12 protein-coding genes are annotated in these 17910 nt (G+C 72.8%); 5 read left to right on the top strand and 7 right to left on the bottom strand.

Translation table 11 applies throughout. The features are described 5' to 3' along the window. Nucleotides 1-31: 31 nt before the first annotated feature. The 4 genes from AB0D31_RS08170 to AB0D31_RS08185 all read right to left on the bottom strand — a co-directional run bounded on the left by AB0D31_RS08170 (nt 32) and on the right by AB0D31_RS08185 (nt 3887). Entirely contained in the window at nt 32-1471 is a 1440-nt protein-coding gene (locus tag AB0D31_RS08170) for a hypothetical protein (RefSeq protein ID WP_362718701.1), read from the bottom strand. A 292-nt stretch (nt 1472-1763) separates the two neighbouring features. Next, nucleotides 1764-2135, bottom strand: coding sequence for a PPOX class F420-dependent oxidoreductase (locus AB0D31_RS08175; protein WP_362718703.1), 372 nt, complete (start codon nt 2133-2135; stop codon nt 1764-1766). 89 nt (nt 2136-2224) lie between these two features. Further along, nucleotides 2225-2707, bottom strand: a complete 483-nt coding sequence (locus AB0D31_RS08180) for a DUF456 domain-containing protein (RefSeq protein WP_362718706.1) — start codon at nt 2705-2707, stop codon at nt 2225-2227. 199 nt (nt 2708-2906) lie between these two features. After that, on the bottom strand, nt 2907-3887 hold the full coding sequence (locus AB0D31_RS08185) for a helix-turn-helix domain-containing protein (RefSeq protein WP_362718854.1): 981 nt from the start codon (nt 3885-3887) through the stop codon (nt 2907-2909). A gap of 192 nt (nt 3888-4079) precedes the next feature. Here AB0D31_RS08185 and AB0D31_RS08190 point away from each other — a divergent pair, with 192 nt between their 5' ends. Continuing rightward, the gene (locus AB0D31_RS08190; protein WP_362718709.1) at nt 4080-7862 is read left to right on the top strand and encodes a S8 family serine peptidase; all 3783 of its coding nucleotides are present in this window, start codon (nt 4080-4082) and stop codon (nt 7860-7862) included. Nucleotides 7863-8011: 149 nt separating this feature from the next. Here the strand turns inward: AB0D31_RS08190 and AB0D31_RS08195 are convergent, their stop codons facing one another. Further along, nucleotides 8012-8383, bottom strand: a complete 372-nt coding sequence (locus tag AB0D31_RS08195) for a hypothetical protein (RefSeq protein WP_362718885.1) — start codon at nt 8381-8383, stop codon at nt 8012-8014. Between AB0D31_RS08195 and AB0D31_RS08200 the strand changes: the two genes are divergently transcribed. The 4 genes from AB0D31_RS08200 to AB0D31_RS08215 all read left to right on the top strand — a co-directional run bounded on the left by AB0D31_RS08200 (nt 8337) and on the right by AB0D31_RS08215 (nt 15519). After that, entirely contained in the window at nt 8337-10124 is a 1788-nt protein-coding gene (locus AB0D31_RS08200) for a protein phosphatase 2C domain-containing protein (RefSeq protein WP_362718856.1), read from the top strand. The genes AB0D31_RS08195 and AB0D31_RS08200 overlap by 47 nt on opposite strands. A 27-nt stretch (nt 10125-10151) precedes the next feature. Then, nucleotides 10152-11894, top strand: coding sequence for a pyruvate dehydrogenase (locus AB0D31_RS08205; protein WP_362718711.1), 1743 nt, complete (start codon nt 10152-10154; stop codon nt 11892-11894). Between the two features lie 278 nt (nt 11895-12172). Further along, a complete protein-coding gene (locus tag AB0D31_RS08210) occupies nt 12173-14071 on the top strand; it encodes a serine/threonine-protein kinase (protein ID WP_362718714.1) in 1899 nt (632 codons plus the stop codon). Between the two features lie 980 nt (nt 14072-15051). Beyond that, the gene (locus AB0D31_RS08215; protein ID WP_362718717.1) at nt 15052-15519 is read left to right on the top strand and encodes an ATP-binding protein; all 468 of its coding nucleotides are present in this window, start codon (nt 15052-15054) and stop codon (nt 15517-15519) included. A 172-nt stretch (nt 15520-15691) separates the two neighbouring features. On the opposite strand, the gene AB0D31_RS08220 is transcribed toward AB0D31_RS08215, so the two are convergent. Both AB0D31_RS08220 and AB0D31_RS08225 read right to left on the bottom strand, forming a co-directional pair. Further along, entirely contained in the window at nt 15692-16765 is a 1074-nt protein-coding gene (locus tag AB0D31_RS08220; protein WP_362718719.1) for a DUF2637 domain-containing protein, read from the bottom strand. Between the two features lie 194 nt (nt 16766-16959). Beyond that, nucleotides 16960-17820, bottom strand: a complete 861-nt coding sequence (locus tag AB0D31_RS08225; RefSeq protein ID WP_362718721.1) for a (2Fe-2S)-binding protein — start codon at nt 17818-17820, stop codon at nt 16960-16962. Nucleotides 17821-17910 lie beyond the last annotated feature (90 nt).

The raw sequence follows: 17910 nt of genomic DNA on the forward strand, positions 1-17910 counted from the left end.
GTCTCGTTGAACCACACGCGGGACAGGCCGGTCAGCTCGCGCGGGGCGAAGGGGGCCCGCCAGTTGCCCGTTCCGCGACCAGATCGGGGCCGATGCCGTTGCGGGGCTTGGCGGTCAGGGTCCAGGTGTAGGCGCCGTTGGGGGCGGACTGGTTCGGGGCGTAGGAGGGGCCGCCGAGCAGGCCGTCCCAGTTCAGCTCGCGCCAGGCGGGTTCGGCCGACTCCCACTTGGCGGGGTCGACCGGAAGCTCGATCTCGCGCTGGGCGCCGGAGGCGGTATGGCGCAGGGTGACGGTCGCATCGGTGTTGTTGTGCGTCAGGCGCCACTTCGGCTGCCAGGGCGCCTTGTCGAGTTCGGCCACCGTCGGGACCTGCGACTCCTCCACGATGAGCTTCGTGGGACGGCCCGTGCCCGTCAGGAGGTGGGCGACCGGCGCCCCGTCGGCCCCGGCGGAGATCCGGTAGAGGCCTTCGCCGTCGGCGGCGGTGCCGCCCACCGCGAGGAGACTGCCGTCCGGGGCGGGTGCGACGGAGCCGGCGTGGTCCATGACCATGCGCTCCGTGCCTCCGCCGACCGGCGTGGCGCGCAGGGCCGAACCCTTGATGTCGTTGCCCTCGTTGAGCCTGCGGTTCTCGCCGTACAGGGTCCAGCCGCCGACCAGGCCCACCAGGTCGTCCCCCTGCTGACGGCCCAGACTCATGTTCCACCGCTTCTGGTCCCCGCCGAGCTCCATGGTCCGCACCGACGACGAGATGTCGCCCATGTACAGGTTGCCGGAGAGAGCCAGGTGGGTGGCGGAGACGGCGATACCTACGACGTAGCCGCCCACCATGCCGTTGCCGGTGACGACCTTGGCCGAGGAGAGGTCGGCCGCGGTGTAGTCGAAGAGACCGCCGTTCGCCGCGGAGACCGAGTAACGCAGCACGGCGGAATCGCCCGAGCCCGCCCTCAGGGCGACCTCCTGCGTGCCCGCGGGCAGGCCGGTGAGGACCCGGTCGGACACCTTCTGATCCACGACCTCCAGGACGTGGGCCTCCACCTTGTCACCGGTCCGCTTGGTCGCGACGGTGCGCGAACCGACCGCGCCCAGGTAGGAGTAGCCGTACTGGTCGAGGTCGATGACGCTCGACGATCCGGTGGCCATGTCGAGCAGGGTGACCTTCTGCGAGCCGGTGCTGCCGGAGTCGTCCCTCACCGCCACGACGTCCGACCCGGTCCCGTAGAACGTGGGCAGGGTCGCATACGACGGCGCGTCCTTCACCACCACCGTCGTCTTCCCGTCGGCGTACCGCGTCCACAGCACGTCGTGTCCGCTGCCCGACCCCGCGATGGACAGGAAACCGGTCCGGCCGGCGCTCAGGAGCTCCGCATCGGCGGCGATCTTGAACGGTGCCGCGTCGGAGCTCGCCGGAGCGCCGGGCACCGCCGCCGGGGCGGCCAGGGCGGGCGCGGCGAGCGGACCGGCCGTCACCGCCAGAGCGAGCGCGGTGGCCGCGGTGACGAGTCGGCGCGACCCCCCGGTCGAACGTGACGAACGGGACCGGCTCGGTATGGCGCAATGGTGCACGTGCCCTCCTGGCGATGCGTGGTGCGTGATGCGTGGTGCGTGATGCGTGGGCAGGAGAGGACGACCGGAGGGCGCGAATCCCCCCACAATCAGCGAAATCCCCCCGTAACTGATGCACGAAATCCTGACAAGCAGGAGGTCAGAGCCTTCTTTTGCCTTCTTTCGGCCGACGGCCCGGCCGGGAGGGCCGCCTCGCTCACCGGTCGTCCAGCCCCCAGCTGTGGATCTTGTCCGGGTGGATACGGATCAGCTCCTCGCTGAAGTGCGGACCCAACTCATGGGGCCCGGTGAGGAGTTCGGCCGTTCCGCGGATCTCCACGCCGCGCACCTTCCACGGCCGTACGCTCACCACGTCGTCGATCACCAGGGCGGCCCTCGGGTTGACCTGGAGGTTGCGCCACTTCTTCGTCGTGCCCAGGGCGTACCCGCCGATGAGGATCGTCCCGTCGTCCTGCGGGAAGAACCCCACGGGGTTCGCCTGCGGCTGGCCCTTCCCGTCCACGGTGGCGAGCCGGCCAAGGCGCTGGCTCTTGAGATAGGTGCGCTCGGCCTCGCTGAATTCGGTCATGGCTCACCCTCACACGCCCGCCGTCGCCCCGTCATCGGCACGCGGGTCCGGGACTTCGGTCGTACGCCGTGCCCCGGTCGGTCCCCGAGTCAGTCCCCGACGACCACGCCGATCCATGCACCGGTCACCAGGAGGCAGGCGAAGAGTTCGGCCATCACCGAGTAGCCGCCCGCGCGCAGGATCGCGCGGGCCGAGGCCCAGCCGTCGCCGTGGCTGCCCAGCCGTACCCGTTCCGCGCCGTAGAGCCCGCCGAGGAACCCGGCGATCGCGCCGACCACCGGCAGTACGAAGAACCCCGCCACGGCCGCCGCGCCCGCGGTGAGCACCGACCGTTTGGACACCCCGGCCGCCTTGAAGCGGCGCGGTGGCAGGAGCGGTCGGAGCGCCTGGTTCAGGAGAAGGACGCCGGTGGCCCCCGCGAGGACGGCCCAGGCGAGCCCGGTCGTGTCGTCCAGCGCCCACCACGCGACGGCGGCCCACACGATCGCCGGCCCGGGAATGCCGGGCACCAGCACACCGCACAGGCCCATCAGGTTCACCGCCCCGACCGCGAGGAGCTGCCACACGCCCATCTGCCTAGGGTGCAGGAAGCGGCCGTTTCCCGCAGTTCCGGCCCATTCCCGGCCTCGGTAGGACGGGGTTCAAGCCCGCCCCCGCCCCCGCCCCCGCCCCGCCCCCGCCCCGCGGTACGGGGTCCGCGTGCCGGTCCGCCTTCGGCCGCGGCGTACGGGGTTCCTGTGCCGGCCCGCTCCCGGCCCCGCGGCGCGGTGTTCAGCGGGCGACCCAGCCCCGTTCGTAGGCGTGCCACCCGAGCTGAAGCCGCGTCGTCACCCCGGTGAGCTCCATCAGGCCCTTGACCCGGCGCTGCACGGTCCGCAGGCCGAGATCCAGCTGCTTGGCGGCGCTGGCGTCCGTCATCCCGGCGAGCAGCAGCGAGAGGATCTCCAGGTCGGTCGCGTCGGGACCCGAACCGTCCACCACGATGTCGCGGCCCCCGCCGCCGAGCCGCAGCGGCAGCGCGTCCCGCCACACCGCCTCGAACAGACCCATCAGCGATTCGAGCAGCCCGCTCGCGTGCACCACCAGCGCGGCCGGCTCGGCGCCGCGGCCGGTCAGCGGCACCATCGCGAGCGTGCGGTCCGCGACGACGAGCTTGGTCGGCACCCGCTCCACCGTGCGCACCTGCTCGTCCCGGCCGAGCGCCGCCGACAGCTCGACGATCCCGGCGGGCAGGGAGAGCACCGCACGCTCGACCACCACCCGGTAGGCGACCCCGCGGATCGAGGCCCGCTCCTCGGACTCGTTGTCCATGCCGGTCACCGCGACCGGTGTGCCCGTCACCAGCGCACACACCTCGTCGGCGGCGCCCAGCTGCAACTGGTGGAAGCGGTGGGCGACCGCGCTCGCGCCCGTCACCACCTCGACGAGGTCGTGCACGGCGGGCTCGGCCGCCTCGGCCCGGTACTCCGTGGCGAGCAGCGCCGCCGCAAGCTCCGCCTGCTCCAACTCGTGGCGCTGCTGGGTGAGGAGCGCGCCCAGCGCCACCCCCGGCGGCGCCGCGACCCAGCGTCCGGTACGGGCCGAGGACTGGGCGGCCAGGCCGTGGCGCTCCAGGCGGCGCAGCGCGCGCTCGGTCTCGCTCTCCGGCAGCGCGAGCCGGTGCGCGAGGTCGCTCACCTCGGCCGCCCCCACCGCGACCAGGGCGCGGTACGCCGACTCCTGCGTCTCGTCGAGACCTATCGCTCCCAGCACCACGGACCGCCTTCCTCACCTGCGCGATGGCGGGAAACCGCCCCGGCACAAACCCGCCGCACAACATCATCGCCGTATCCGTCACCGCTCTGCCAATGTCGAGCCACCGCAGCACCAACCGCCTCCGGGCGCACGGCATTTGTGCTCTTCGGGCACGGGTGTCTTTTGTTCCGGAATCATCTGGGGAGAGCGATGCGCCCGATATCGCGTACGGCTCTGGGGGTGGCGACCGCAGCCGCCCTCGCCGTCACCGCGGTGGCGCCGTCCGTGGCAGCGCCACGAGGCGACGGCACGGCGGACACCGCCAAGAGACCTCTCGTCGGCACCGCCGCGAGCAGCACGGGAACACCGGCCACCGTCACCCTCGTCACCGGCGACAAGGTCGTGGTGAGCCGGGACGCCTCCGGCACGCCCACCGGCGTCACCGCCCTGCCCCGCGAGGACGGCTCCGTACCCCTCGTGCAGACCCGGCAGGCGGGCAAGGAGCTGTACGTCTACCCGGACGACGCGGCGTCGGCGCTGGCCGCCGGCACGGTCGACGAGGAACTCTTCAACGTCGCCGGGCTCATCCGCCAGGGCTACGACGACGCGCACACCAAGACGATGCCGCTGATCGCGGTCTACGGCAGCGCTGCGGCGAGGTCGGCGGCCCCGGCCGTGCCGCGCGGCACCAAGGCCGGCCTGAACCTGCCCGCGGTCAACGGCCGTGCCCTGAGCGCCGACAAGGCCAAGGCCGCCCAGCTGTGGGCCGACGTCACCGGCCCCCGGACCCGCTCCGCGTCGGCCGGGATCAAGAAGCTGTGGCTCGACCGGAAGGTGACCGCCTCCCTCGACCAGTCCTCGCAGCAGATCCACGCCGACCTCGCCCAGGCCGCCGGCTACGACGGCAAGGGCACCAGAGTCGCCGTCCTCGACACCGGGATCGACGCCGAACACCCCGACCTCAAGGGCCGCGTCACCGCCTCCGAGAACTTCACCGACTCACCCGACACCGAGGACCGGCAGGGCCACGGCACCCACACCACCTCCACGGTGGGCGGCTCGGGCGCGGCCAGCGGCGGCAAGCAGAAGGGCATCGCGCCCGGCACCTCGCTGCTGGTCGGCAAGGTCCTCAACGACTCGGGCTCCGGCGACAGTTCATGGATCATCGCCGGCATGCAGTGGGCCGTCGGCAACAAGGCGGACGTCGTCTCCATGTCGCTCGGCAGCCCCGTGCCGACCGACTGCACCGACCCGATGAGCGTCGCCGCACAACAGCTCGCCACCCAGGCCGACCACACCCTGTTCGTCGTCGCGGCCGGCAACGCGGGCCCGGGCCTGAACACCGTGTCCTCGCCCGGCTGCGCGCCCGCCGTCCTGACCGTCGGCGCCGTCGACCACGACGACACCACCGCGAGCTTCTCCAGCCGCGGCCCGGCGCCCTTCACCCACACCCTGAAGCCGGAGATCACCGCGCCCGGCGTCGACATCCTCGCCGCCAACGCCGGTGGCCGGGGTATCTACGCCTACCAGTCCATGTCCGGTACCTCCATGGCCACCCCGCACGTCGCGGGCGCCGCCGCCATCGTCAAGCAGCGCCACCCCGACTGGACCGCCCAGCAGATCAAGGCCGCGCTCGTCTCGTCCGCCGACAGCGCCATCCCCGGGGACGTACGCGAGACCGGCGGCGGCCGGCTCGACGTCAAGGCCGCCATCGACGAGACCGTCATCGGCGCGCCCGCCGTGCAGGGCGGCACCTTCGCCTGGCCGCAGGACACGAGCGACCGCACCACCGTCACCGTGCCCTACACCAACGTCTCCGATCGCTCCGTGCGGCTCGACCTCAAGGTCGCGGGCGTTACCGGCAACGACGGCTCGCCCATCAACTTCCGTATAGCCAGGATGAGTTCGGGATCGGTGACCGTCCCGGCCGGCGCCACCGTCAAGGTGCCGCTCACCCTCGACCCCGCCGCCCGCCTCAAGGCCGCCCAGTACGGAGACGTCACCGGCCGCGTGCTCGCCACCGCGCACGGCGTCAAGGTCTCCACCCCGTTCTCGCTGTACGTCGAACCGGAGACCGTCACCCTGCGCGTCAAGCTCGTCGACCGCCAGGGCAAGCCCGCCGCGGGCGCCTCCTCGCTCGACGTCATCGGCACCGACACCGCGACCGGCGAGCGCCGCTTCAACGAGGGCGCCACCGACCAGCTCTACCGGCTGCGCCCCGGCGCGTACTTCGTCTCCTCCTTCGTCGCCTCCGCCGACCCCGGCGACGCCACCGGCGCGAACGTCGGCTCGGTCAGCTACCTCGGCCGCCCGCAGCTCGACCTGACGAAGGACACCACGCTCGTCCTGGACGCCCGCGCCGCGCACCGGCTCTCGGTGCGGACCGACCGGCCGAGCGAGGTCCGCACCACGACCCTCGACTTCGCCCGCTCCTGGGGCGGCCAATGGCTCCACTCGGGCTCGATCACCGGAACCCGGCTGATCAAGGACTACTACGCCGACGTCCAGGGCGACGCCCGCACGGGCGACTTCGAGTTCGGCAGCTACTGGCGGGCGTACGCCCCGCAGTTCGAGAAGCTGTCCGTGACCGGCGGCCCCGCGCTGCACCCGCTCACCGCGAGCGTCGGCTCCGACAACCTCGACGGCACCGGCCGCGCACCACTCGTCGACGCCGGCAACGGCACCCCGGACGAGCTCAAGGCCGCCGGGGTCGACGGGAAGATCGCCCTCGTGGCGGTGCCGGACGGCGCCGACTCGCTCGCGACCCTGGGCAGGGATGCCAAGGCGGCGGGCGCCACGGCACTCGTCGTGCACCGCCCCTCGGCCGGCCGCTGGCTGCCGGTGTACGGCTTCACGGGCGGCCCGCTGCCCACCCTCGCCGTGGAGGCGGCCGAGGCGACCGCGCTCGCCGGACGCCTGGCGCACGGCCCGGTCACCCTCGACTGGAAAGCGACGGCCAGGAGCGGATACGTCTACAACCTGGGCTTCCAGGAGGACCGCGGCTTCCGTTTCGACCGCACCTACCGGGTGCGCGACGGACAGCTCGGCCGCAACGTCTCCACCTACCACTCGATGGGCGTGCCGGCCGACTTCATCGACGGCGTGAGCGCCCACCGCCCCGTCGGCGGCGACCCGATCGGCGTCTCCGGCATCGACCTGGTGGCCGTCCCCTCGACCCGCACCGAGTACTACACCGCAAGCGGCACCACCTGGGACCACTTCGTCTCGTCCAGCTTCCCGTTCGGCGAGTTCATGCTCTCCCCGGCCAAGGCCTACCGGCCGGGCACCGAGACCAGGGAGAGCTGGTACGACGGTGTAGTGGGTCCCGACGCCGGGCGCGACGCGACGGGCAAGCCCCTGCTCGCCGCCGAACGCCAGGGCAACCTGATGGGCTTCGCCCCGAACATGTGGGGCGACACCGAACACAGCGCGCAGCCCGGCTCGTTCGGAGACATCGGCTCCCTGCTCCTGCGCCGCAACGGCGAGGACTACGACAGCAGCGGCTGGCCCTCGGGGGTGTTCACCGTCCCCGCGGACGACGCGGCGTACGAACTCATCAGCGACAACCAGAAGATCGGACCCTCCGGCGCGGTCTGGAAGCGCTCTCAGGAAGTCGTGACGAGCTGGACGTTCCGCTCCCACCTCGACACGAACGCGCTCTCCCAGGCAATCCCGCTCCTCTTCCCCCACTACGGCGTGCCGACGGACGGCCTCAAGACGGTCCCGGCCGCCGACGGCCAGACGATCGCGCTCTCCGTCACGGGCCACGCCGGCTACACCCCGGCCGCCCTGGTGTCGGCCAAGCTGTCGTACTCCTACGACGGCGGTACGACCTGGACCGAAGCCAAGTCGAGCCACCGCGGCGGTAGTTGGACGGCCGCCGTGAACCATGCGGGCGCCGCCGCCAAGGACGTGACCCTGAAGACCGAACTGACCGACGCCAACGGCAACTCGGTCACCCAGACCGTGGTGAACGCATACTCCGTGCGTTAGCCACGCGATGGGTCCGCCGGGTGTCCCTCCCGTGGGGGGTGGGGGCACCCGGCGGGCTCTCGGCTTCCCTTGCCACACTTGTCCGTTGAGCACATTTTCCCGATGCCCCGTTTTCGGGTGCCTCCGGCGGTGGACAATAAGGGCATGAGTCAGCAGGGGGAGAGGCAGACCCGGGACGACGACTGGTGGCACCGGCTGTACGACGAGTCGGCCCCGGACACCGGCCCCGACGGTTCGGGCGACACCCTCGACGACCGCTTCGACTCGGCGTCGGACACGGTGGGGTCCACGGCGGCTCCGGGTGCTCCGGAGCGGGCGGCGCCGGGTGGACCGGCTGGGCCGGTCGGGCCGGGCCCCACGCCGACCGCGGCCCGCCCGAGCCCGGCCCCGGACGCATCGGGGTCCGCCGCGCCTGCGGCGCCGCCGGGCTCCTCCGCTTCGGCGGCCCCGGGCGCGTCGGCGTCGGCTGCGCCGCTGGCCGACCCCGGCTCGGCGGCCCGGGAGGAGTCGGCGTCCGCCACGCTCCCGGCCAAACCCGACCCGGCGGCCCCGGGCCGAGCCGAGGCGGACCGCCCCCGGGGCCCGCTTGGGGGCACCCCCCCGCCCGCGCCGCCCCGGAGCACCCCTCCGCCCGCGCCGCCGAGCGCCACCGCGCCAACACCGCCCAGCGGGACCTACGTCAATCCGCCGGGCAGCACTCCCGCCACTGAGCCGAGCGGTACTGTTCCCGCCTCTTCCGGTGGCGCTTCATCTCCCGGGCCGCGCGACAGCGCCCCTCCACCGCCCAGCGGTACCCCCGAGGCGCCGGCCACCACCGCCCCCTCCGCAGCGCCGGGCCACACCGCCGCGCCGGGCCACATCCCCTCCGCCCCGCCGAGCGGCACCACCACGCCAGGCGGGACAGCCCCGCCGAGCGGCACCACCGCTCCAAGCACCACCGCCCCGCCAAGCAGCACCGCCCCGTCAAGTGGGGCCCCCTGGTGGGCGTCCGTGCCGGCCGCTCCGCCGCCTCCGGTCGAGCCCGTGCCCGGGCTGCCGCCCGGGTGGGCGGAGGGTGGTCCGGTGGAGGGGGCGCGGCGGCCTCCGGTTCCGTCCGGGCCGCCGCGGGACGACGGCGAACGGCGCGTCGCAAACGCGCCGCGGAGTCTGCGTACACCCCCCGTCGAGACGCCCGGCCCGCCCCTGACCGCGCCCGACGAGCAGTTCGGGCCGGCGCAGACCGCGCCCGACGAGCGATTCGGGCCGGCGCAGACCGCGCCGCCCGAGCAGTTCGCCCCGGTGCCCCGGCCCCGTACCGGCCATGTGGGCGACGGGCCGCCCACCTACGACGCCGAGCCCACCGCGCTGCCGGGCGCCCGCCCCGACGGACTCGACGAACTCGTCGCCGACACCGTGCTCGACGGCGCCCGTTACGGCGCGTACGTCCTGCGGGCCGGATCCTCGCGCGGCGACTCCGCCCGCTACCGCGGCGAGCCCCGCCGCGACGCCCTGCTCACCGCCCGCTTCGGCACCGGTGAGAGCGCTCTCGTGCTGGTCGCGGTGGCCAGCGGCGCACGCACCAGCGACCGGGCCCACCTCGCCGCCGCCGACGCCTGCCACTGGATCGGCGGTGCCATCGGCCGCAGCCACCTCCGGCTCGCCGAGGACATCAGGGCCGGCCGGCGCGGCGACCTCAAGTCGGGCCTGCACCGGCTCACCGACCGCAGCTACGGCCTGCTGCGGGCCCGCGCGGGCGAGCTCGGGATGCCGCCGGAGGAGTACACCGCGAGCCTGCGCTGTCTGCTGCTCTCGGCCGATCCCGCCTGCCGCACCCGGGTCTTCTTCGGCGTCGGACACGGCGGTCTGTTCCGGCTGCGCGGCGGCGTGTGGCAGGACATAGAGCCCGTCGTGCCCGAGCCCGGCGCCGTGCCCGGGGCGCCGGTCGTCGGCTTCGGTTCCGCCCCCGCCGAGACCCCGCAGGGGGACCGCCTCACGATGGACCTGAACACCGTCGAGCCCGCCCGCCCCTACATCGGCCCGCCGGCGCCGCCGGGCGAACCGTTCCGCTTCCGGGCCTCGGTGGCCCGTCCGGGCGACACCCTTCTGCTGTGCAGCGCAGGCCTCGCCGAACCCCTGCGCGGTGAGAGCGCTCTCGGCAAGGAGCTGGCCGAACGCTGGGCCCGCCCCGAGCCGCCGGGCCTCGCCGAGTACCTCGCCGACCTCCAGCTGAGGGTGAAGGGTTACGCCGACGACCGTACGGCAGTCGCGGTCTGGGAGGCGTAACCGCGCGGGCCATGGGTTGATGGACCCATGGCCAAGCAGAACGTTGCGGAGCAGTTCGTCGACATCCTCCGGCGCGCGGGCGTCAAGCGGCTGTACGGAGTCGTCGGCGACAGTCTGAACCCCGTCGTCGACGCCATCCGCCGCACCCCGGGCATCGACTGGATCCAGGTCAGGCACGAGGAGGTGGCCGCGTTCGCGGCCGGTGCCGAGGCCCAGCTCACCGGCAGCCTCGCCGCGTGCGCCGGATCGTGCGGGCCGGGCAACCTCCACCTCATCAACGGCCTGTACGACGCGCACCGCTCGATGGCCCCCGTCCTCGCCCTCGCCTCGCAGATCCCGTCCTCCGAGATCGGCCTCGGCTACTTCCAGGAGACCCACCCCGACCAGCTGTTCCGGGAGTGCTCCCACTACAGCGAGCTGATCTCGAACCCGCAGCAGATGCCCCGCGTGATGCAGACGGCGATCCAGCACGCGATCGGCCGGGGCGGGGTCAGCGTCCTCGCGCTGCCCGGCGACATCGCCTCCGCGGCCGCCCCCGACAAGGCGATCGACCACGCCCTCGTGACGTCCCGGCCCACCGTGCGGCCCGGTGACACCGAGATCGACAAGCTCGCGGCCCTCATCGACAAGGCCAAACGCGTCACCCTGTTCTGCGGCAGCGGCACGGCGGGAGCGCACGCGGAGGTCATGGAGTTCGCGGAGCGCGTCAAGGCGCCGGTCGGCCACGCCCTGCGCGGCAAGGAGTGGATCCAGTACGACAACCCGTACGACGTCGGCATGAGCGGGCTTCTCGGGTACGGCGCCGCGTACGAGGCGACCCACGAGTGCGATCTGCTGATCCTTCTCGGCACCGACTTCCCGTACAACGCCTTCCTGCCCGACGACGTCAAGATCGTCCAGGTGGATGTGCGCCCCGAACACCTGGGCCGGCGCTCGAAGCTGGACCTCGCGGTGTGGGGCGACGTGAAGGAGACGCTGCGCTGTCTGACACCGCGGGTGAAGGTGAAGACGGACCGCAAGTTCCTCGACAAGATGCTGAAGAAACACGCCGATGCGCTGGAGGGCGTCGTCAAGGCGTACACCCGCAAGGTGGAGAAGCACGTCCCGATCCACCCCGAGTACGTGGCCTCGGTCCTGGACGAACTCGCCGACGACGACGCGGTGTTCACCGTCGACACCGGGATGTGCAACGTTTGGGCGGCCCGCTACATCTCGCCCAACGGCAGGCGCCGCATCATCGGTTCGTTCAGCCATGGCTCGATGGCCAACGCGCTGCCGCAGGCCATCGGCGCCCAGTTCACCGACCGGAACCGCCAGGTGATCTCGATGTCCGGCGACGGCGGCTTCTCGATGTTGATGGGCGACTTTCTCACGCTCGTCCAGTACGACCTGCCCGTGAAAATCGTGCTTTTCAACAACTCCTCGCTCGGCATGGTCGAGTTGGAGATGCTCGTGGCAGGTCTGCCTTCGTACGGAACGACCAACCACAACCCCGATTTCGCGGCGATCGCGCGAGCCGCCGGGGCGTACGGAGTGCGGGTGGACAAGCCCAAGCAGCTTGGGAGCGCTCTCAAGGACGCCTTCCAGCACAAGGGACCGGCCCTGGTCGACATCGTCACCGATCCCAACGCGCTCTCCATTCCGCCGAAGATCAGCGCCGACATGGTGTCGGGCTTCGCGCTCTCCGCCAGCAAGATCGTCCTGGACGGCGGGGTGGGCCGCATGCTCCAGATGGCCCGCTCGAACCTCCGCAACGTCCCGAGGCCGTAGAGCCCCCTCAAGCGGCGACCCAGCGGCGACGCGGGTGACGGCCCAGCGACGACCCAGGCGAGGCCCAGGCGACGGCCCAGTGACGGCCAGGCGAGGCCCAGCGACGGCCCAGGCGAGGCCCAGGCGACGGCCCAGTGGTGGCCAAGTGACCGCCCGGCCCGCAGAACCGTCCCGCCCGCCCCGCGCGTCCTCACCTTCACTCGGCGTCCCAACACCGACTACGCTCAGCCGAGTTGCGCCGATGACCAGGCGAGAAGGGCCGGGGGAGCCACATCATCATGAGCGGTACTAACGGGGACGGGCACGGCGACAAGGACGATTACGTCGACGGGGGGATCAAACCGCTCGCGGCCAGTGACCCCGCGCGGATCGGACCGTATCTGCTGCTGGGCCGGCTCGGCGCCGGCGGCATGGGGCGGGTGTTCCTCGCCCGGTCGGAGAGCGGGCGCACCGTCGCGGTGAAGGTCGTGCACGAGGAGCACGTGTCCAACGAACACTTCCGGGCGCGGTTCCGCCGGGAGATCGAGGCGGCGCGCAAGGTCGGGGAGCGGTACACGGCGCCGGTCATCGACGCGGGCCCGGGCGACGAACCGCCCTGGGTGGCCACGGGATACGTGCCCGGGCTCTCGCTCGAACAGATCGTGCGGCGGTACGGGCCGCTGCCCGCCACGTCTCTGTACGCCCTGGCCGAGGGGCTGTTGAAGGCGCTCAAGGACATTCACGGCGCGGGGATCGTGCACCGCGACCTGAAACCGTCCAATGTGATGCTCACCGTGGACGGCGCCAAGGTCATCGACTTCGGGATCGCCCGGGCCCTGGAAACCTCCGTGGAGTCCCTGCTGACCAGCACGGGGATGGCGGTCGGCTCTCCCGGGTTCATGTCGCCGGAACAGGTGCGCGGCCAGAGCGCCGGGGTCGAGAGCGACGTGTTCACGCTCGGGTGTGTGCTGACCTACGCGGCGACGGGACAGCTGCCGTTCGGGCAGGGGGCCAGCAACCAGCATGCCGTGATGTTCCAGATCGTGGAGGGCGAGCCCGACCTGTCGGGTGTCGAGGACGATGCGCTGCGCGCGTTCATCACCCGGTGCCTGGAGAAGGACATCGACCAACGGCCCACTGTGGACGAGCTGTTGGCCGACCCGGAACGTCCACGTCCGAGCGGCGCGCGCGGCGCCTGGCTGCCCGCACGCGTCGTGGCGCGCATCGCGCAGCAGTCCGCGCGGCTGCTCGACGCGGAGGCGAAGCCCCTGCGGGAGGAGCCCGTGGACCGGGCGACCATCGCCCTCGGGCCGGGAACCCCGCCGCCCGACGGGCTCGTGGGGGACGGCACCATCACGGCGCGCGAGCCCGAGAAGAAGCCCCGCCGGCGCAGGCTCATCGTGCTCCCCGTCATCGCCGTGCTCACCGTCGGCGGCGGCACGGTCGCCGTGCTCCAGCCCTTCGCGAGCGACGGCAGGAACGACGCCCACGGCAAGCCGCCGAGTAGCAGCGCGAGCGCCCACGCGAGTGCCGGCGCGAGTGCCGGGCCCGCCGTCAGCGCCACGCCTCTGGCGAGCAACTCGCCCAGTGCGGCCAGTAGTTCACCGTCCGCGGCGCCGAGCGACCAGGCCAAGGGCGATACGCAGGGGCAGGACGGCAAGGGCGGCGTCACCGTCGGCGGCGCGGACGGGCAGAACGCCCAGAGCGGCGGCGGCGCGGTGTCCTCCGGAGGCGGCGGCAGCGCGACCGGCGGCGGCTCCACCCGGGGCGCCGGCGGGGGAGCGGTCGGCGGCTCCGGCGCCACGGGCCACGCCGGATCGGGCGGAAGCTCCGGCGGTACGGGTTCGTCCGGCTCGTCCGGGTCATCGGGCTCGTCCGGGTCGACCGCGGGCTCCCCGCCGCCGGCCATGACCGCCTACAAGCTGGAGTACACCAACTCCTGCGTCGGCGCGTGTTCCATGCCGATCGCCGTGAGCTGGCCTGCGGTCTCCAGGGCGACCCGCTACGACATCCACTACACCAACAAGGGCAGCAACTTCACGAAGAAGAGCGTGGACACCATCCTCTCCACCGGCGGCCTCGGCTACACGATCAACGGTCCCTACTCGGGCGACGAGATCTGTGTCGCGGTGCGCGCGGCCAACAAGTACGGCGCGTCGGCGTGGGCGCAGACCTGGTGCGGCACGGTGCCCTACTGATCGGCCCCGGCGAGCGTGCCGTCTGCCGCGGGACGTACGCGCGCCTACGTCTTGTGCGGCCGCCGGTGCGCGCGGGTGGCCCGTGAACGGGCGGGACGGCGTGGGACCGATGCAGCAGCGCCGTCTTCCCCAACCGGTCGGGAGCGCCGTACGAGAGGCTGTACGCGCCCCGGGGCGGACGGCGCGACCCCACGGCCGCGCGCCGCAGCCGTGCTGAGGACCGGATCGCGCCCCTCACCCACGGGCTCGGGCCCCAGCGCCGCGCCCAGCTTTGCGTGCACCGGTCGGTCGTCGGGTACGCCGATTTCAGGAGCGCTGCATCTGCACATGGGGCGGCCTCTTGTGGTCACCGCGTCTCTCGGGGAGTCGTCGGTCCCCGGACGTGCGACCCTGCCGGGGATCGGGGCGTGCCCGGGCGTGGACACCCGGCGCGCGCCCGCCTCACGCGCTGCCGCCCGGATGCGCCCCCTGCCTGCGGGAACGCGCCGCGCGGGGCAGGCCGAGGCGTTCACCAGCGCCGCCGCCCCGAAGCCCGCGTCCGCGCGGAGGATTCGCGACCGGCGCCCACCGCCGATCTCGGCCCCTCGTAACGCCCGCGAACGCCCGGAAACCCCTCCTCCGATCCGGAACCCGCCCCTCGGCCCGGCCGGGCTCTGCCGCGTAACGGCGTCGAATCCTACGTATCCGGGCGTCAACGGGCTCGGCGGGGGCGCGCTGATTCGACCGGCACATGCCAAACGGCGAGGGAGGAGGGCCTTCGGACGTGGGGTCGCGCGGGGCGCAGACACGGGCGCACGGGCCGCCCAACCCCCGCTCCGACGACGGTAGTTGACGTACTGCCGAGATATCTCGCGGGGGCGGGCAGAGCACTCTCTTTCGGTTGTCGCGGAATCACGATGCGTGACCGTGGCCAGGCGGGGCATGCATCCCGTGTGCGTGTTCGAGGGAAAGAAGGTCGTCACACCGTGCAGGTGGGGGTTATGACAGGGCATCAGGCAGGATTCGGTCCCGCGGGGAGCGGGCCCGTCCGGACACCTGATGCGCAGCAGGGGGACCAGCGTCTGCTGTGCAGGAGAGTGGGGCAGGCCGACCTGGCCGCGGTGCGGGACGTCCGCCGCGCGCTGCGGGAACTTCTCGCGTCGTCGCCGCATGCGGACGCGGCCGACGTGGCGGAGCTGCTCACCAGCGAGCTGGTGACCAACGCCCTCATCCACACCGACCGGGGCGCCGTGGTCACCGTCGTGGTCGGGGAGTCCGGGCTCCGCGTGGAGGTGAAGGACTTCGTGGCCGATCTGCCCACGCCGTACCGGCCATCCTGCGACGACGGTACGCACGGCAGGGGGCTGCTCCTCGTGGAGGCGCTGGCCGACGCCTGGGGCGTGCGCGAACACGACCGGGGGAAGGCCGTCTGGTTCGAACTCGACGGCGGGGCACCGCCCAGGTGTTAGTGCACGCGCCGCCACGGTGCTGGTGCACGCGCCGACCGGTGCGGCGTCGAGAGCATCGAAAGCCACCGACGAACAACGCGCGCTGCCCGGGCCGCCACCCGCGAGGGAGCCTCGCGGTGCGGTCCGCGGCCTCGCGGTGCGGTCCGCCCCCGCCCGGACCGGGCCGCCGCCGTTATCCGAACTGCTGCTCAAGGTCCTTCAGTTTGCGCTCCAGGGAGTCGAGCCGGGGAAGGGCCTGGGTGTCGTCCTCGGCGGTGAGGTCCACGGCCCGGGACGCCGGGCCGGCCGCCGCGGGATCGGTGGTCCCGACGGCTTGCAGGGAGGGCCGGTTGCGCAGGGGCAGCTGTCCCGGCTCCGCTATGGCCGGCTCCGCGACGGCCTTGGGCTGCGCGGAGCCCGGCCCCGCGCCGATCCCCTGGACGTCGACCTGACGGCCGCCGCCCCGGCCGCGTCCCCAGGCCCGGTTCTGCCGGCTGAGCGCCTTGAAGTGCGCCCGGTCCAGCTTTTCCTGGTCGCGCCTGCGCAGCTTGTTCTCCTCCTTGGTGCGCTTGTCCTCGCGGACCTCGTCGACCGCCTCGTCCAGGGTGCGTACGCCCTCCAGGAGCATCAGCGACCAGGCGCCGAAGGTCTCCCTCGGGGCGCGCAGCCACCGTACGATCCGGATCTGCGGCAACGGCCGCGGAACCAGGCCCTGTTCGCGCAGGGCGGCGCGGCGGGTCTGCTTCAGGGCGCGGTCGAAGAGCACCGCCGCCGACAGCGACATCCCGGCGAAGAACTGCGGGGCGCCCGCGTGCGCCATGCCGCGCGGCGCGTGCACCCAGTTGAACCAGGCCGCCGCGCCCGCGAACGTCCACACGAGCAGCCGCGAGCCGAGCGCCGCGTCACCGTGACTCGCCTCGCGCACCGCGAGCACGGAACAGAACATGGCCGCGCCGTCGAGGCCGAACGGAACGAGGTACTCCCAGCCGTCCGTCAGATTCAGGTTCTGCCGGCCGAAGCCGACCAGACCGTGGAAGGAGAGCGCGGCGGCCACCGCCGCGCAGCAGAACAGGAGCACATAGGAAGCGGTGCCGTACACCGCCTCCTTCCTTCTGCGGCGCTCCTCGCTGCGTTCCCACGAGTCGTCCCCGGTGGCGTTGTCAGCGGTGCGCTTGCCGCGCGCGAGCACTACCAGAGCCACGACGACCCCCACGATCATCACGCCGCCCGGAAGCAGCCAGTCCAGCGATATGTCGGTCAGTCGCATGCGGTGTCCCTTGCATCGCGTAGGGCGTATCGGCCGCCATACTGCTCCAGCCGTACGGGGCGGCAAGGGGGTTTCGGGGCAAGAGGACGCCAACGGAGTCCGAGGGAGGTCGGATAGGGGGTATTGGCCCGAACTTTCGTTCCCCGCAGCCCAGTTGGGTTCGACCGGTGCTCACCCGTACGGGTGGCATGGAGTCAGGAAGCGGCGCTGAGCCGCTCCACCCGGTCCGCGTCGCAGGTGCGGGGACAGGTGACGCAGGTGTCCTCGGGGCGGATCGTGTAGAAGAAGCAGCAGCTCGCGCGGTCCCGGGTCGGCAGCCGCCGTCCGTCCGGCGCGGTCAGCTCGCGGAAGCCGGGGGTGCCCACGTACGGCTTCGCGGTGCCGGGGAGCAGCGCGTCGAGTTCGGCCATCGCGCGCGGCTCCTCGCCGAGCAGCGCGCCGACGTACCAGAGCCCCTCCACGATCTCGTCGGTCGCCATGCCCCACAACGCCCGCCTGCCGCGCCGCATGCGCGGCCCGAAGCCGTCGAGCACCGGGCCCAGGTGGTCGGCCACCGCGGCCCGTACCTCGCCCCGCAGCTCCTCCTCGTCCCGTACGACACGGGCCCCCGGCAGGGCCGCGGCCGGGTCGCCGGGCAGACAGGCGAAATCCCGCACCCGTACGGTCATCCGGCCGAGCGTGCGCTGGAACGCCACGTCGGCGACCGGGATCCGCGGCACCCGCCGGTGCAGGAACCACGGCACCGTCACCAGGAGGCAGGCCGGCCAGGCGTAACGGTGGAAGCCGAAAGAGGCGATGACGTCGGGGCGGGCCTGGTGGCCGTAGTCCCGTATGACCTGGGCGTTGTCCCAGGCCAGGAAGGTGTCGAGGGCCGCGCCGCCCTCCGCGAGCTCCGCCGCGCCGACCCAGCCCGCGCCGCGGGGCGCCTCCTCCGCCTCGGCCGGCTCCCTGATCTCCAGGCCGGAGAACACCTCGGCGAGCCGGGCGTAGGAGTCCGCCACGGGGCTCGGCGGCGGGCTGGGAAGCGGGCGGGGCAGCAAGGTGGAGACGGTCATACGGGACCACCTAATCGCGATCGTTGACAGGTAAGGCTTACCTTAGCCGATCGCTGTGATGTTTGAACTCGCGCTTTGTCCGCCTATGGT

The sequence above is a fragment of the Streptomyces sp. NPDC048361 genome (assembly GCF_040651795.1).
Lineage (GTDB): Bacteria > Actinomycetota > Actinomycetes > Streptomycetales > Streptomycetaceae > Streptomyces.

Coding starts and splice junctions, on each gene's coding strand:
- AB0D31_RS08175 (WP_362718703.1), bottom strand. CDS start 2,135: ATGACCGAATTCAGCGAGGCCGAGCGCACCTATCTCAAGAGCCAGCGC.
- AB0D31_RS08180 (WP_362718706.1), bottom strand. CDS start 2,707: ATGGGCGTGTGGCAGCTCCTCGCGGTCGGGGCGGTGAACCTGATGGGC.
- AB0D31_RS08190 (WP_362718709.1), top strand. CDS start 4,080: ATGCGCCCGATATCGCGTACGGCTCTGGGGGTGGCGACCGCAGCCGCC.
- AB0D31_RS08205 (WP_362718711.1), top strand. CDS start 10,152: ATGGCCAAGCAGAACGTTGCGGAGCAGTTCGTCGACATCCTCCGGCGC.
- AB0D31_RS08210 (WP_362718714.1), top strand. CDS start 12,173: ATGAGCGGTACTAACGGGGACGGGCACGGCGACAAGGACGATTACGTC.
- AB0D31_RS08215 (WP_362718717.1), top strand. CDS start 15,052: ATGACAGGGCATCAGGCAGGATTCGGTCCCGCGGGGAGCGGGCCCGTC.
- AB0D31_RS08220 (WP_362718719.1), bottom strand. CDS start 16,765: ATGCGACTGACCGACATATCGCTGGACTGGCTGCTTCCGGGCGGCGTG.
- AB0D31_RS08225 (WP_362718721.1), bottom strand. CDS start 17,820: ATGACCGTCTCCACCTTGCTGCCCCGCCCGCTTCCCAGCCCGCCGCCG.